The sequence below is a fragment of the Stenotrophomonas sp. TEPEL genome (assembly GCF_004348785.1).
Taxonomy (GTDB): Bacteria; Pseudomonadota; Gammaproteobacteria; order Xanthomonadales; family Xanthomonadaceae; genus Stenotrophomonas; species Stenotrophomonas indicatrix.
In genome coordinates this window covers 4,144,966-4,160,026 of the sequence record NZ_QQXJ01000001.1, presented here as the reverse complement: position 1 = coordinate 4,160,026, position 15,061 = coordinate 4,144,966, and the positions used below count along the sequence as shown (strand labels likewise).

Below are 15,061 nucleotides of genomic sequence, written 5' to 3'. Positions count from 1 at the left end.
GTCCGTTCAATTGTTCAATGCGTACATCACGATGTTGACGCCGAAGCGGGTGTTGTCTTCGGCCAGGAAACGCTTGTTGCGCCAGTCGTAGTCCCACTCGCAGCCGTAATCCTTGTTGCTGTAGAGCAGACCCAGCCGGCCATCGACCTCGATGCCTTTCAGGTAGTCGTGCACCAGGTCATCGCCCCAGCCGTTGAGCTCGAAGCTGGTCGCGGGCGGGCCGTCGGGGAAGCGGAAAAAGCTGCGGTACAGCGCGTGGCTGTTGGGCAGCTTCTGCAGCGCCTTCGGCCCGAACAGGCGGCCCATCTGCGCTTCGAACGAGGTGGCGAACAGGCCGTCGATATCGTGGTTGCAGTCGTCGACGAAGACGAAGCCACCATTGCGCACGTAGCGCACGAAGTTCTGCCGTTCGGCGGCGTTGAACTCGACCAGGGTGTGCCCGGCCAGGTAGCAGAACGGCGCCTCCAGCATGCGCGGGTCGGCCAATGCCACCACGCGTTCCTGCGGGTCCACCCGCAGGGAGGTGTAGTCGATCAGCGAGGTGATCAGGTTGGACGGCATGCGCGCATCCACGTCCCAGTCACCGGAGTCGTACTGCAGGCGGGTGAACCAGAAATCGTAGCGCGAACTGCGCGGGCCTGCCTGCGCCCATGCCGGCAGCGCCGCCGCCGAAGCGGCAGCGGCCAACCAGCGCAGGCAGGCCCGCCGATCCATCAGACCGCGTCGGACAACGAGGTAAAGGTGAAATCGCGCAGCTTCATCGGCGGAATCATCATCACGAAGCTGGATTCGTCACCGGCCACGCGCACCGGCTTGCCCAGCTCTTCGATGTTGTTGAGCATGATCACCGGCGATTCATTGAAGCGGAAGTTCTTCACCGGGTACTTGATCTGCCCGTTCTCGATGTAGAAGGTGCCATCGCGGGTCAGGCCGGTCAGCAGCACGGTCTGCGGATCGACCATGCGGATGTACCAGGTGCGGGTGACCAGGATGCCTTTCTGGGTGCCGCGCACCAGTTCGGCGGTGCTCTTCTCGCCGCCGCTCATCAGCAGGTTGCCGGGCGTGGCCTTGGCGGTCTTGCCCTGCTTCTGTGCCCAGTAACGCGAGTAGTCGAGGTTGGCGACCTTGCCGTTCTCGATGATGGCGATGCGCTCACGCGGCATGCCCTCGTTGTCCCACGGCAGCACCGGCGCGTCCGGGTGCCACGGGTCGGCATGCATGTTCACGCGCGGATCGTAGACCTGCTCGCCCAGCTTGTTGCCACCGCCCTTCTTGGACAGGAAGCTGCGCCCTTCATCGGCCGAGCGTGCGCTGAAGAAGTTCATCATGAAGCTGATCAGGCCGGCGGCGGCTGCCGGCTCCAGGATCACCGTGTACTTGCCGGGTTCCAGTGCCTTGGCTTCCTGCGACTCGGTCGCCTTGCGCATGGCGATGCGGATGTCCTGGTCGGCCTTGAAGTCGGCAGCGTCCTTCAGGTTGCGACCCACCCAGCCCGAACCACGGCCGTCTTCGGTGCGCACGGTGCAGGTGTAGTCGAAGTTGGCGGTGCGCTGGTAGCCGAAGTTGCCGTTGCTGTTGGCCGTGGCGTAGAAGCCCTGGCCGTCTTCGAGGAAGCCGGCAGCGATCAGCCCGTTGCCACGGCACGGCGCGATCGAATCGGCGGCGACCTTGGCGCGGAAGGCCGGATCGATGGCGGCGGTGGATTCGCTGAAGGTCGGGCTGGGGCGGTAGGTCTGCTTGCCGATGGCGGGCATGAACTCCGGGTTCTCCGGGGCCAGGCGGGCCAGGTCTTCGGCGCGGCGCACCACGCGCTGCAGCGCGGCGTCGTCGAACTCGTTGATCGAGGCGGTACCCACGCGCTTGCCGAAGGCCACAGTGACGGCCAGTTCGGTGTTGTCGACGATGCCGCTGGTGGACACGTTGTTCAGGGCGAAACGGATGTTGCCGTTGATGGAACCGGCCAGCACGGCCGTGCACTCATCGGCCTTGGACAGGGCGATGACCTTGTCGAGGATGGCCTTGGCCTGGGCTTCGGTGAAGATACTCATGGTGTAAGGGCTCCTGACCGGTCAGCCGAGGCTGCGTGCGGTGTTGATGACGTTGATGCCGTTGAAGCGCGCGGTGGACGAACCGTGCGAGACCGCCGAGACCTGGCCGGGCTGGCCCTTGCCGTCGAAGAACGAACCGCCCAGGCGGTAGTCGCGTTCATCGGCCACGGCGCTGCAGGCATTCCAGAATTCCGGCGTGCGGATCTGGTAGGCCACGTCTTCGAGCATGCGGGTGATCTTTCCGTTCTTGATCTCGTAGAACAGCTGGCCGCCGAACTGCGCGTTGTAGCGCTGCTGATCGATGGAGAACGAACCATCCCCGATGATGTAGATGCCGTTCTCCACGTCCTTGATCATGTCCGACACGCTCAGCGGCGACTTGCCCGGCGCCATCGACACGTTGGCCATGCGCTGGAACTGTACGCTGGACCACGAGTCGGCATAGCAGCAGCCATCGGATTCGGTCTTGCCGAGGATGTGCGCCTGGTCGCGGATGGTCTGGTAGTCGATCAGCTTGCCGTTGCTGATCAGGTCCCAGCGCTTGCACTTCACGCCTTCATCGTCGTACGCGACCGCGCCGAGGCTGCCCGGCTGGGTCTTGTCGGCAAAGATGTTCACGTGCTCGCTGCCGTACTGGAAATGCTGCTCGCGCTTGTCCAGGGTGGCGAAGCTGGTACCGGCGTAGTTGGCTTCGTAGCCGAGCACGCGGTCGAGTTCCAGCGGGTGGCCGATCGACTCGTGGATGGTCAGCCAGGTGTGCGACGGATCGAGGATCAGGTCGTACTTGCCGGGCTTCACCGACGGCGCCTTCAGCTTCTCCTGCGCCTGCCTGGTCGCTGCGATGGCATCTTCCTTCATGTCGTAGGACGAGCCGTAGTTGACCACGCCATTGGGCGTGAGCACCTTGCCGGCCGCTGCGCCATCGAGGTACTCGTAGCCCAGGCCCATCGGTGCGGACAGGCCTTCGCGGGTGCGGAACTTGCCGCTGGCCTTGTCGATGGCGGTGATCGTCATCGGTGCCCAGATGCGGTGCACGTCCTGGTCGATGTAGGAACCGTCGGTGGAGGCGAAGTACTTCTGCTCGTTCACCAGGAACAGCATCGAGTTGACGAAGCTGGCACCGGCGCCCATCGCCGCGGCGTTGACGTCCAGCAGCAGGTCGACCTTCTCCTTGATCGGCACCTCCATCGCGTTCTTGCGGATCGGCGTCTTCCAGCTGACCTCGCCCACGCCCGGCGCCTTGGCCAGCTGCACCGGCGCAGTCTGCACGCCCGCATTGGCCTTGGCGATCGCCGCGGCCTGCTGCGCGGCACGGGCCACGTCGGCGGTGCTGAGCGCATTGGTGGCGGCAAAGCCCCAGGCGCCGTTGACGATCACGCGGATGCCCACACCGGTGGACTCGGTGTTGACCACGTTCTGCACCTTGTCCTCGCGGGTGATCACGAACTGCCGCAGGTAGCGGCCGATGCGCACGTCGCAATAGGTGGCGCCGGCGCTGCGCGCAGCCTGCAGGGCGGCATCGGCCAGGCGCTTCTTCAGCGCAGGGTCGAGGCTGGACTGCAGTTGCTCGGCGGCGATCGCCTTGCCGAAGAACGACGGCACGATCAGGCCGCCAGCGGTAAGCCCGGTCAGGGCCAGGAAGTCACGTCTGTGCAAGGCTGCTCTCCATGAAGGACGGGTGGCTCAAGCGCCGAGACTGCGCGCGGTGTTGATGATGTTGATGCCGTTGAAACGGGTGGTGGACGAACCGTGCGAGACCGCCGACACCTGGCCGGGCTGGCCCTTGCCGTCGAAGAACGAACCGCCAAGGCGGAAGTCGCGTTCATCGCAGATGGCGGTGCAGGCGTTCCAGAACTCCGGCGTGCGGATCTGGTAGGCCGCATCCTCGACCATGCCGGTGATCTTTCCGTCCTTGATCTGGTAGTACAGCTGGCCGCCGAACTGCGCGTTGTAGCGCTGCTGGTCGATGGAATAGGAGCCACGACCGTGGATGTAGATGCCGTTCTCAACATCCTTGATCATGTCCTCCACGCTGAGCGGCGTCCTGCCCGGCGCCAGCGAGACATTGGCCATGCGCTGGAACTGCACGCTGGACCACGAGTCGGCATAGCTGCAGCCATGCGAGGCGTCGCGGCCGAGGATGTGCGCCTCATCGCGCGTCGCCTGGTAGTCGACCAGGATGCCGTCGCGCACCAGGTCCCAGCGCTGGGTCTTCACCCCTTCATCGTCGTAGCCGACCGCGCCGAGGCTGCCCGGCTGGGTCTTGTCGGCGAAGAAGGTGACGATGTCGCTGCCCCAGCGGAAACCGGCATCGCGCTTGTCCAGCGTGGCGAAGCTGGTGCCGGCGTAGTTGGCTTCGTAGCCGAGCACGCGGTCCAGTTCCAGCGGGTGGCCGACGTTCTCGTGGATGGTGAGGAACAGGTTGGACGGGTCCAGCACCAGGTCGTACTTGCCGGGCTTCACCGACGGCGCCTTCAGCTTCTCGCGCGCGTGGCGGGCGGCGGCGATGGCGTCCTCCACCGGGTCGTAGGAATCGCGGTACGCAGTGATGCCACCGGGCAGCTGCACCTTGCCGCGTGCGTCGCCATCAAGGAACTCGTAGCCCATGCCCATCGGCGAGGAGAGGCCGGCGCGGGTGCGGAACCTGCCGCTGGCCTTGTCGATGGCGGTGGCGGTGAACGGCAGCCAGATACGGTGGATGTCCTGGTCGATGAGCGAGCCGTCGCTGGAAGCGAAGTACTTCTGCTCGTTGACCAGGAACAGGGTGGAATTGATGTAGTCGGCACCCGCATTCAGTGCGGCCGCATTGAGCGCCAGCAGCAACTCGACCTTGTCCTGGATCGGCACTTCCATCGCATTGCGGCGGATGGGTGTCTGCCAACGCACCTCGCCGACCGCCGGGGTGGGCGCCAGCTGCACCGGGCGGGACTGGATGCTGGCATTGGCGCGGGCGATGGCGGTGGCCTGTTCGACGGCGGTGCGCNCCGCCGCTTCGGTCTGCTGGTGGGTGGCGGCGAAACCCCACGCACCGTTGACAATCACCCGCACACCCAAACCGGACGATTCGCGGTTGGTCACGTTGCCGACCTGGTGCTCGCGGGTAATCACCGACTGGTTGAGGTAGCGCCCGATGCGCACGTCGCAGTAGCTGGCCTTGGCCGAACGCGCGGCAGCGAGGGCGACCTCGGCCAGGCGCCGGCGTTTGACCGGGTCGGCCGGGGCCAGCAACTGCTCGGCGGCGATCAGCCGCGAATGCGGCAGGGCCAGGCCCGCCAGGCCCAGAGCGGAAAATGCCAGGAACTCACGTCGTTGCACAGCGTCTCTCTCTCACTTCCGTGCGGCCGGCAAAGGACCGATCCGATCACGTCAACTCCTCGACTTTCGCCAGCGGCGGACATTCGGGCAAGTGACTGCAGTCATGGTCGGGGAGGGTTTCGGCAGGGCTGCGCCCTGCACCTGCAGAGGCCGCGGCAACTGCCGGAGCAACAGCAGAAGCTGGCTTCCTGCGGGATGGCGGGGTGGATCCGGTTGCGGGGGACGCCGTGAATCCGTCCATGGAGGGCTGCGCCCTGCACCTGCAGAGGCCGCGGCAACTGCCGGAGCAACAGCAGAAGCTGGCTTCCTGCGGGATGGCGGGGTGGATCCGGTTGCGGGGGCGTGAGCGCCATGGATGGCGCGACCGAGCCTCCATGGACGGATTCACGGCGTCCCCCGCAACCGGATCCACCCCGCCATCCCGCAGGAAGCCAGCTTCTGCTGTTGCTCCGGCAGTTGCCGCGGCCTCTGCAGGTGCAGGGCGCAGCCCTGCCGAGCAACACCCCCCTCGTGCACAATGAGGTCGACCCCGCCTGGACGCCGTCTCGATGTCGAGCAAGCCGTATTCAGAAGCCTGCGAACGCAACCGCGAACCGATCGCCGCTGCGCTCGACCCGTGGATGGGTGATCGCCACCGGGTGCTGGAGATCGGTAGCGGCACCGGCCAGCATGCCGCTTTCTTCGCCGAGCGCTGGCCATGGCTGCGCTGGCAGCCCAGCGACCATCCCGATCATCTGCCCGGCATCGAGGCCTGGCGCGCGGAGGCGGCGCTGCTGAACCTGCTGCCGCCGGTGGCGCTGCAGGTGGAACTGCCGCCAGCGCCCGGCCTGAGCTTGCCGGAAGGCAGCACGTTCGATGCTGCCTTCAGTGCCAATACCCTGCACATCATGAGCTGGGAGCACGTGCAGGCGTTGTTTGCCGCACTGCCACCCCTGCTGCGCCACGGCGCGTTGCTGGCGGTGTACGGCCCGTTCAACTACGGCGGTCGCTATACCAGCGACAGCAATGCGCAGTTCGATGCGTGGCTGAAGGCGCGTGATCCGCGCAGCGGCATCCGCCATAGCGAAGCGGTGCAGGCGCTGGCCGCCGACAACGGCTTTACCCGCTTGGGGGATGTGGCGATGCCGGCCAACAACCGCCTGCTGCTGTGGCGGTTGGGCTGATCAGGCGTCGGGCTGTTCAAACTGCCGCAGGCAGCGCTTACAGCTCATATCGATGGCATCGAGCAAGCGGTTCAGTACCGGGTGACAAATCCCCTCCGCGTGGAGTTCCGCATGTAACTGTCGCGCGAGCGTGGGAAGTTGGCTGGCCATGTCGAACAATCCAGACAGTGCCTTGTCTGCATCAAGTCTCATTGCCTCAGCGGTAGACCGCCAATCCATCAAGCGGACGTCCCACCAGCGGTAGTGGCTGCCAATCTTCATCGCCATCTTGATCTTGCGGTGCTCAAGTTCGGTGTAGGGCAGGGCACTGGAGATATCGTACAGAGGGGCAAGGCGGGCCCTTCCCTGCGCGCCTATCAGCAGCGAATAATTCTTCGCGTGCGCATCCGTGCCGCCGATGAGGTAGTTGAATTGCAGTGCCTGCAGCAGTGCCTCGACATCCGAGCGCGGTTGACTGGAGTGATCCCATAGCGCGCGTGCAAGGTCGGCAGGACCGGGCCCACCCTGATTCTGATACTTGATTTGGGGCATCACGCCCAGAGCCTGGCAGAAGTCTTCCTGGTGTACACGCTGCCATCCAGCCGCCGTACGTATGCGGTCGTATCGCCTTACGGAGATTGCCTGTGCGTCTTCCACGCAGATCATTTCAGCAAACGCGGCGGACATGCCAACGTGTCTGGCCAGACGTAGGCAGAACACCTCATTCTCGATGAATCCATCGTAGTCGCCGCTGGGTGGCTTGAGGATATGGGTCGTTGGAATACGACCGGCGGGAATCTCCCAGCCCCCGTCGTCGCGCTGTAACAGGGCGATCTTGGCTTGCGCCCCGGCCAGGCTGAACTGTCCGACATCATCGAGTCGCCGTGCTGCGGCTTGGTCCACACGTACACGCTGCAGGCGTTGGGCGATTTCATGCGTGGACAGTGGCTCCTGCCTGTCGCTCTCGCCCGAAAGGACGGCCGCGAGCCGTTCATTTCCCACAAACTGGACGGCTCCCGCGCAGTCCTCACCCACGTGGGAGAGCAATGCGACCGGATTGCGGGCTGATACATGGAATCGCGAGGCCCATCGTTGCAGCAGTACCTCGTTGTCCGGAAGCAGTCCCCACAGCACCGCCGATAGCGTTGCGCTGGGCGCACTGTCCTGCGCCAACGGAAGCGCGAGAGACAAAGGATAGGCCTCCGGCGTCTGGCGCCAACTGTCCGCGTAACGGAACGTTGGATGCCCATGTGCATCCTGCCCAAGGTATCCAGCCACTCTGTTGGAAAGGAGTACGTTGAGGTCCATGCCGGAAGCGCGGTTTCCAGGGAGAAGAGGCTTTCAGAGATCCTTGCTGCGGTTACGACCATCGATCGGCACAACTGCCTTGCGACGTTCATCCGGGTACAGCCGGTTGCCATCCACGATAGTGTCGATATCGGGCAGCACTAGAGGCAGTTCCGACGAATCAGCAACGGATGACTCGCCCTCGACGTTACCGACGGTCAGTACCAGGCCGAGTACATTCAGTGTCCGCAGTACAAGTTGCAGTTCGGCCCGGGGTTTGCCCTTCTCCATTTCGATGAGCCACTGCCGGCTCACTCCCACGCGTTCGGCCAACTGCGCCTGATCCCAGCGAAGTGTCTTGCGACGTTGGCGGATGACCACGCCCAGATCTCGGGAAGTTCGGAGGACGTCCATTCCGCGAATGTATGCGCTCGACGACATACAAGCAATAGTCGCCGTTCGATGACATTTCGTCGGATGTAACCGAACACCGACTATTTAAAAAATGTCGGCGTTCGTTGTCATGGGCGACGATATGCATGGGGCGGGCAGATGCCGGCCAACGGCCGGCACTCCCTTCAAGCCACCTGCACGATATGCAGCGCCTTCGGATTCCGCCACTGCGCCAGCAGCAGCGCTTCGCGGGCCTTGGCCTTCTCGAAGTGCGCTTCCTTGACGTGGCCGAAGCCGCGGATGTGCTCGGGCACGCTGGCAATCTCCACCGCCAGTGCCAGGCGGTCGTCATCCAGTCCGTCGATCAGCTGCTGCACGGTCGCCTCGTAATCGGTGATCAGCTGGCGCTCCATGCGACGCTCTTCGGTGCGGCCGAACACATCCAGGCGACCACCACGCAGGAACTTCAGCTTCGCCAGCAGGCCGAAGGCCTTGAACATCCAAGGGCCATACTCCTTCTTCAGCAGCCGGCCCTGCTCGTCCTTCTTGGCGAACAGTGGCGGGGCCAGATGGAAACGCAGCTGGTAGTCGCCCTCGAACTGCTGCTGCAGGCGCCGCTGGAAGTCGCCGCTGGTGTACAGGCGCGCCACTTCGTACTCGTCCTTGTACGCCATCAGCTTGAACAGGTAGCGGGCCACGGTTTCGGTCAACGCGGTGGAGCCGCCGATGCGCTCGGCTTCGGCCGCGCGTACGCGCTCGACCAGGCTGCGGTAGCGGTTGGCGTAGGCCGCATCCTGGTAGTCGGTCAGGAAGGCCGAGCGGCGCTCGATCATCTCGTCCAGCGAGCGCGACAGGCGCGCATCGTCCAGCGGCAGGAAAGCGACATCGCCACCGTGCGTCGGCAGCCCGCGCAGCTCGCGCTCGTCACCGGTGTTGCGCGGTGCAGCGGTAGCGCCCCATTCGTTGCCTTCCCATTCGCCCGGCGGCAAGGCATGCAGCGGCCCGGGCGTGTTCTCGGCGTCGGTGTGGCGATTGCGCACCAGGCCGGCGGCCTGCTGCACGGCCTGCGGATCGACCGCGGCCAGGCGGCCCCAGGCGAAGGCCTGCTGGTTCATCGCCACGGCCGCGCCGTTGAGTTCGATGGCGCGCATCAGCGACTCGAACGACAGCGGCACCAGGCCCTGCTGCCAGGCGTAGCCGAGGATGAACAGGTTGGCGGCGATCGCATCGCCGAGCAGCGCGGTGGCCAGCTGGGTGGCGTCCAGCAGCAGCGGCTCCTCGCCACCCAGGGCCACGCGCACGCCGGCGATGATGTCGGCGGCGGGGAACTGCATGTCCGGGCGGGTGGTGAAGGTGCCCGGCATCGCTTCGTAGGTATTGAGCACCACCTGCGAACGGCCGGCGCGTACCTTCGACAGCGCCCAGTAGTCGTTGACCACCACCATGTCGCAGCCCAGCACCAGATCGGCTTCGCCAGCGGCGATGCGCACCGCATGGATCTCGTGCGGGCGGCGGGCGATGCGGATGTGCGTGGTCACCGCGCCACCCTTCTGCGCCAGGCCGGTCTGGTCGAGCACCGAGGCGCCCTTGCCTTCAAGGTGACCGGCCATGCCCAGCAGGGCGCCGATGGTCACCACGCCGGTACCGCCAACGCCGGTGATCAGGATGTTCCAGGGTTGCTCCAGGGTGCCGCGCACTACCGGTGCCGGCAGGTTGTCCAGCAGCGTGGAGGCATCGCGCTTGCTGCCCTTGCGCGGTTGCCCACCGTGCACGGTGACGAAGCTCGGGCAGAAGCCGTTGACGCAGGAATAGTCCTTGTTGCAGTTGGACTGGTCGATGTCGCGCTTGCGACCGAACTCGGTCTCCTTCGGCAGCACCGACACGCAGAAGCTCTTCTTGCCGCAGTCGCCGCAGCCTTCGCAGACCAGCGAATTGATCATCACCCGCTTGGCCGGGTCTTCCAGCTTGCCGCGCTTGCGGCGGCGGCGCTTCTCGGTGGCGCAGGTCTGTTCGTAGATCAGGATCGAAACACCCTTCACTTCGCGCAGGCGCTTCTGCACCGCATCCAGCTCGCTGCGGTCGTGGAATTCCACGTCGCTGGGGAAATGCTCGCGCTGGCGCGTCCACTTGGCGATGTTGTCCGACAACACCATGATGGTGTGGATGCCCTCGGCCCGCATCTGCTTTGCGATGTCCGGCACGCTCAACGGGCCGTCCACCGGCTGCCCGCCGGTCATCGCCACCGCGTCGTTGTAGAGGATCTTGTAGGTGATGTTGACGCCGGCGGCGATCGCCTGGCGGATCGCCAGCGAACCGCTATGGAAATAGGTGCCGTCGCCCAGGTTCTGGAACACGTGCTGGGTGTCGGTGAACGCGGCCTGCCCGGCCCACGTCACGCCTTCGCCACCCATGTGGGTGAAGGTGTCGGTGCTGCGGTCCATCCAGGTCACCATGTAATGGCAACCGATGCCGGCCAGCGCACGCGAGCCGTCCGGCACGGTGGTGGAGGTGTTGTGCGGGCAGCCGGAGCAGTAGTGCGGCACGCGCGGGAAGCTGGCGCGCGGCAACGCAAGCTCGGCCTCCTTCTCCTGCATCCACCGCAGGCGCTGCTCGATGGAGTCGTTGTTGAAGAACCTCTGGATGCGGCGACCGATCACGCCGGCGATGGTGGCCGGGGTCAGTTCGCCGGTGGACGGCAGGATCCACTCGCCGGCCTCGTCGTACTTGCCGACGATGGACGGGCGCTGGCCCCAGCTGGCCGGCCAGTTGAAGAACTGCTCCTTCATCTGGCGCTCGATGAAGGCACGCTTCTCCTCCACCACGATGATGTCTTCCAGGCCCTGCGCAAAGCGTGCGATGCCTTCCGGTTCCAGCGGCCAGGTCATGCCGACCTTGTACACGCGGATGCCGATGTCGGCGCAGGCCTGCTCGTCCAGGCCCAGGTATTCCAGGGCCTGCAGCACGTCCAGGTAGCTCTTGCCGGTGGTGACGATGCCCAGCCGCGCACGCGGCGCGTCCATCACCACCTTGTCGATGCCGTTGCCACGCGCGAAGGCCTGCGCGGCTTTCACCGCATAGCGGTGCAGGCGCATCTCCTGGTCCAGCGGCGGATCGGGCCAGCGGATGTTGAGGCCGCCGGCGGGCATGTCGAAGTCCTCCGGCAGCACGATGCGCCGGGCCAGCGGATCGACCTCGACCGAGGCCGACGATTCCACCGTCTCGGCGATCGTCTTGAAGCCGATCCAACGCCCGGTGTAACGGCTCATCGCCCAGCCGAGCAGGCCCATGTCGAGGATGTCCTGCACGCCGGCCGGGTTCAGCACCGGCATCATCGCGCTGACGAATTCGTCCTCGCTGCCATGCGGCAGCGTCGAGCTGCGGCAGGCATGGTCATCGGCAGCCAGTGCCAGCACACCGCCATGGCGCGACGTGCCGGCGGCGTTGGCGTGCTTGAACACGTCGCCGCAGCGGTCCACGCCCGGGCCCTTGCCGTACCACATGCCGAACACGCCCTGCACGTTGGCACCGGGGAACAGGTTGGTCTGCTGCGTACCCCACACCATGGTCGCGCCCAGGTCCTCGTTGAGGCCCGGGGTGAACTTCACCTTGGCCGTTTCCAGGTGCTTGCGCGCGCGCCACAGTTCCAGGTCGAAGCCGCCCAGCGGGCTGCCGCGATAGCCACTGATGAAACCGGCGCTATCGATGCCCGCAGCTTCGTCGCGCAGGCGCTGCATCAGCGGCAGCCGCACCAGCGCCTGCACGCCACTCAGGTAGATCCGCCCTTCGTTGCGGGTGTACTTGTGGTCGAGCGTGTAATCACGGTCGAGCAGGTCGGCGGAAGCGGGCGAGGTGAGTTGCGCGGTACTGGTCATGGCTGGCCTGTCAGGATCGGCTGGCACCGGCCGCGCAGGTGCACGCGGCGGGAAAGGCGCGAATTGTAACAGTGGGGGGCCAGGGCCCCCGGCACTCGCGCCGGGGCCGTGCTGGGGTTAGGATCGGGGAGAGAGAGGGAGGGTTGGTGTTTCAACCTTGGGGGAATTGGGATGTCAGTTGCAGGACAGTTCCTGGCCGGCGTGTTGCTGGTTTCGGGAGCGGCCACTGTGTGGGCCGCGCCGGCATTGCCGGCACCGCAGGAGTTCTATTTCGACAGCGACGCCGCTGCCGCGCCGATCACGGTGGTGCAGGGTGAAGGCGACGACCTGGTGGCACAGCTGCTGAAGCATCGCGAGCGTGGCCGCAAGGGGCTGGAAGCCACGGCACAGCTGGCGTCGGTGGCCATTGCGCAGGGGCGCGCGGAACTGGGCGACAAGCTCTATCGCGAGGCACTGGCCGAGGCGCCGGTGCAGAGCGCGCTGGGCCGCAGCGTCCGCTGGAACTATGGCTGGGACCTGTTGCGGCAGGGCCAGGTGCTGGCTGCGCTGGAACAGTGGCAGGCCGCTGCCAGCACCCTGCGCAGCAATCCCGGCTGGGTGCCGCCGAGCTATGCATTGGCGCTGTGGCGCGCCGGCCAGCAGCAGGAAGCGGTGAAGTGGTATGCCGCCGCCGTACGGACCGAGCCGGGGCAATGGCGCGACAGCAGTCATTACGCGCAGCTGTTGCCGCAATGGCGCGATGACGAACGCGCGACGTTGGCCGAAGTGCAGCAGGCCTGGGCAGCCGCGCCTCCAGCCTGGCCCTGAGGGGTCCTGGCCGGGCGGCTGCCCGGCGCCCCGCAGAGGCCGGAGCAACAGCCAAAGCCAAAGCGGCTTGCTGGGGGATGGCGGGGCACTGTGGGTTTGCGGGGCCGCCGTAAACCCGTCCATGGGGGCTTGGTCGCGCCATCCATGGCGCTCACACCCCGCAAACCCACAGTGCCCCGCCTTCGACAGGTTCCCGCTGCTGTTGGTAGGTGTCGACCTTGGTCGACACGTAGATCCACGCCATGCGTGGATGAATCTGCATCGGAGTCGAATGATCGATATCTGATCGAAATGCAGCCGAGGGTGGGCTCGTCGCTACAAAAAGCGGCCAGCCAACCGCTTTTGCTTTTGCTCTTCTTTTTTCTTTTCCGTGGCTGATCGCCCCCGGAATCTGTCAGAGGTGAATCTGTCAGAGGTCGGGCGGGGTGGGTTCGCGGGGGTGTCCGCGGCATGGGCCCGAGGCATGCCTCGGGCGGGTTGGGCAGGACGCCCAACCCCGGTCTTGCCGTGTGCGCAGGATTGCGCACACGAGCAAGCCGCGGACAAGTCTCCAGGGACGGATTCACGGCGTCCCCCGCGAATCCACCCCGCCCGACCAAGCGCGGCTTTTGATTCTTGCGGCCAACCAGCAGCCACGAGGGGCTGCGCCGTTCGCAGGAACCTTCAGTCGTCCGCAGACACCGTGCGCCCCGACGCCCACTCCCGCAACGACGCCACCTGCTCGGCCATCAGCACCGACAACGGCCGTGTCGTGCGGATCTCGCCCATCAGCAGCTCGGTATCCAGTGGCCGGCCTTCGGCATGCGCCGAATACAGCCCGGCCACGATCGCCTGCTCGATTTCCGCACCGGAAAACCCGTTGGCCGCTGCGGCCAGTGCCGGCAGCGCGAAGTCGTCGGCATTGAGCTGGCGCCGTCCCAGGTGCAGCCGCAGCAGTTCCACGCGCACATCGGCCGAGGGCAGGTCGACGAAGAAGATCTCGTCGAAGCGGCCCTTGCGCAGCAGCTCGGCCGGCAGCTCGTGCACCTGGTTGGCGGTGGCCACGATGAACACCGGCGCCTTGCGCTCGGCCATCCAGGTCAGCAGGTAGCCGAGCACGCGGCGCGACACGCCGCCATCCTCGGTACCGGTGGCCAAGCCCTTTTCGATCTCATCCATCCACAACACGCACGGCGCCAGCTGCTCGGCCGAGGCCAGTGCCTGGCGCAGGTTGGCTTCGGTCTCGCCGTGGTACTTGTTGTACAGCGCGCCCACGTCCAGGCGCAGCAGCGGCACGCCGAAGCCGGCGGCGGTGGCCTTGGCCAGCATCGACTTGCCGCAGCCCTGCACGCCCAGCAGCAGCATGCCGCGCGGCGGGTCCAGCCCGGCCGGTGCCGAGCCGGCGATGAAGGCGACGCGACGCTGGTTGATCCAGCGCTTGAGCCGGTTGGCGCCGGCCACATCGCCGAAGCGCGCGCTGTCATGTTCAAAGAACAGGTGGCCGCTGCGGTTGAGCAGCTCGAACTTCAGCCGCGCCAACTGTGGCAGGTCATCGTCGCGCAGCGCGCCATCGGCATAGATCAGCTGCCGCGCGATGCGCCGCGCATCGACCAGGCTCAGGCCCTGCAGGTTCTTCAGGATCTTCTTGACCGCCTCGCTGTCCACTTCCACCCGGCGCCCGCCGTGTTCGCGTGCATAGGCATCGGCTTCCTCGCGCAGCATCTTCAGCAGTGCATTGGCGTCGGGCAGGCGCGGGTTGAAGCGCACCGCCAGGGCTTCCAGTTCGGCGGGCAGTTCCACCTTGGCGCCGATCAGCACCAGCACGTGCGGTTCGCTGTGGCGGCGCTGGATCAGGTCGCGCAGGGCACGCTGGTGGCTGGCGTAGCCCAGGTAGGGGTGGAAATCGAGCAGCAGGTACACGCCGCGCTGGTCGGCCTGGCGGATCATCTGCAGTGCGGCGCTGGCATCGGGCGGACCGACCGGCTCGTCCTCGCGCTCCAGGTCGATGCGACGCAGGCCCTCGGTGATCGACCAGCGGTGCAGGGCCCGCCAGACATGCATCAGCGTCTGCCGGAACAGCTCGACGATGCGACCCTCGTCCTGGGTCTCGACCACGATCAACGGCGTGTTGGCGCGGATCAGCGCGCTCAGGTCCTGCAGTTCGCTCATGGCGGTTCGATCCTTCGGGGGCGCCACGATAGCAAAGGCCGGGGCACTG

Annotated in this window: 10 protein-coding genes; 2 read left to right on the top strand and 8 right to left on the bottom strand. The window is 65.9% G+C overall.

What is annotated here, in order from left to right; genetic code table 11:
- Positions 1-6: 6 nt before the first annotated feature.
- The 4 genes from TEP_RS19035 to TEP_RS19020 are packed head-to-tail and all read right to left on the bottom strand — an operon-like array spanning position 7 to position 5,363.
- Entirely contained in the window at positions 7-714 is a 708-nt protein-coding gene (locus TEP_RS19035) for a DUF4159 domain-containing protein (RefSeq protein WP_025876014.1), read from the bottom strand.
- Entirely contained in the window at positions 714-2,048 is a 1,335-nt protein-coding gene (locus TEP_RS19030) for a TldD/PmbA family protein (protein WP_132826323.1), read from the bottom strand. Before TEP_RS19030 ends, TEP_RS19035 begins: the two co-directional genes overlap by 1 nt.
- Positions 2,049-2,069: 21 nt before the next feature.
- Positions 2,070-3,704, bottom strand: coding sequence for a TldD/PmbA family protein (locus TEP_RS19025; protein ID WP_132826322.1), 1,635 nt, complete (start codon positions 3,702-3,704; stop codon positions 2,070-2,072).
- 27 nt (positions 3,705-3,731) lie between these two features.
- On the bottom strand, positions 3,732-5,363 hold the full coding sequence (locus TEP_RS19020) for a TldD/PmbA family protein (protein WP_165933947.1): 1,632 nt from the start codon (positions 5,361-5,363) through the stop codon (positions 3,732-3,734).
- Between the two features lie 548 nt (positions 5,364-5,911).
- Here TEP_RS19020 and TEP_RS19005 point away from each other — a divergent pair.
- Positions 5,912-6,526, top strand: a complete 615-nt coding sequence (locus TEP_RS19005) for a DUF938 domain-containing protein (protein ID WP_132826321.1) — start codon at positions 5,912-5,914, stop codon at positions 6,524-6,526.
- Here TEP_RS19005 and TEP_RS19000 read toward each other — a convergent pair whose 3' ends face one another.
- The 3 genes from TEP_RS19000 to TEP_RS18990 all read right to left on the bottom strand — a co-directional run bounded on the left by TEP_RS19000 (position 6,527) and on the right by TEP_RS18990 (position 12,057).
- A complete protein-coding gene (locus tag TEP_RS19000; protein ID WP_132826320.1) occupies positions 6,527-7,813 on the bottom strand; it encodes a type II toxin-antitoxin system HipA family toxin in 1,287 nt (428 codons plus the stop codon). It lies immediately after the preceding gene.
- Between the two features lie 33 nt (positions 7,814-7,846).
- Positions 7,847-8,173: a helix-turn-helix domain-containing protein gene (locus tag TEP_RS18995; protein WP_240790727.1), complete on the bottom strand. Its 327-nt coding sequence runs from the start codon at positions 8,171-8,173 to the stop codon at positions 7,847-7,849.
- A 197-nt stretch (positions 8,174-8,370) separates the two neighbouring features.
- Positions 8,371-12,057 carry an indolepyruvate ferredoxin oxidoreductase family protein gene (locus TEP_RS18990; protein WP_132826318.1) on the bottom strand — a complete coding sequence of 1,229 codons (3,687 nt, stop codon included), beginning with the start codon at positions 12,055-12,057 and terminating at the stop codon, positions 8,371-8,373.
- Between the two features lie 171 nt (positions 12,058-12,228).
- On the opposite strand from TEP_RS18990, the gene TEP_RS18985 reads away from it, so the two are divergent.
- Positions 12,229-12,864: a tetratricopeptide repeat protein gene (locus tag TEP_RS18985; RefSeq protein ID WP_132826317.1), complete on the top strand. Its 636-nt coding sequence runs from the start codon at positions 12,229-12,231 to the stop codon at positions 12,862-12,864.
- A gap of 663 nt (positions 12,865-13,527) precedes the next feature.
- Here TEP_RS18985 and TEP_RS18980 read toward each other — a convergent pair.
- Complete coding sequence (locus TEP_RS18980) at positions 13,528-15,012, bottom strand: AAA family ATPase (RefSeq protein ID WP_132826316.1); 1,485 nt, start codon at positions 15,010-15,012, stop codon at positions 13,528-13,530.
- Positions 15,013-15,061 lie beyond the last annotated feature (49 nt).

Excerpts from the sequence above, each read along its gene's own strand:
- TEP_RS18990 (WP_132826318.1), bottom strand. The coding sequence starts at position 12,057 with ATGACCAGTACCGCGCAACTCACCTCGCCCGCTTCCGCCGACCTGCTC.
- TEP_RS18985 (WP_132826317.1), top strand. The coding sequence starts at position 12,229 with ATGTCAGTTGCAGGACAGTTCCTGGCCGGCGTGTTGCTGGTTTCGGGA.
- TEP_RS19035 (WP_025876014.1), bottom strand. The coding sequence starts at position 714 with ATGGATCGGCGGGCCTGCCTGCGCTGGTTGGCCGCTGCCGCTTCGGCG.
- TEP_RS18980 (WP_132826316.1), bottom strand. The coding sequence starts at position 15,012 with ATGAGCGAACTGCAGGACCTGAGCGCGCTGATCCGCGCCAACACGCCG.
- TEP_RS19000 (WP_132826320.1), bottom strand. The coding sequence starts at position 7,813 with ATGGACCTCAACGTACTCCTTTCCAACAGAGTGGCTGGATACCTTGGG.
- TEP_RS19005 (WP_132826321.1), top strand. The coding sequence starts at position 5,912 with ATGTCGAGCAAGCCGTATTCAGAAGCCTGCGAACGCAACCGCGAACCG.
- TEP_RS19030 (WP_132826323.1), bottom strand. The coding sequence starts at position 2,048 with ATGAGTATCTTCACCGAAGCCCAGGCCAAGGCCATCCTCGACAAGGTC.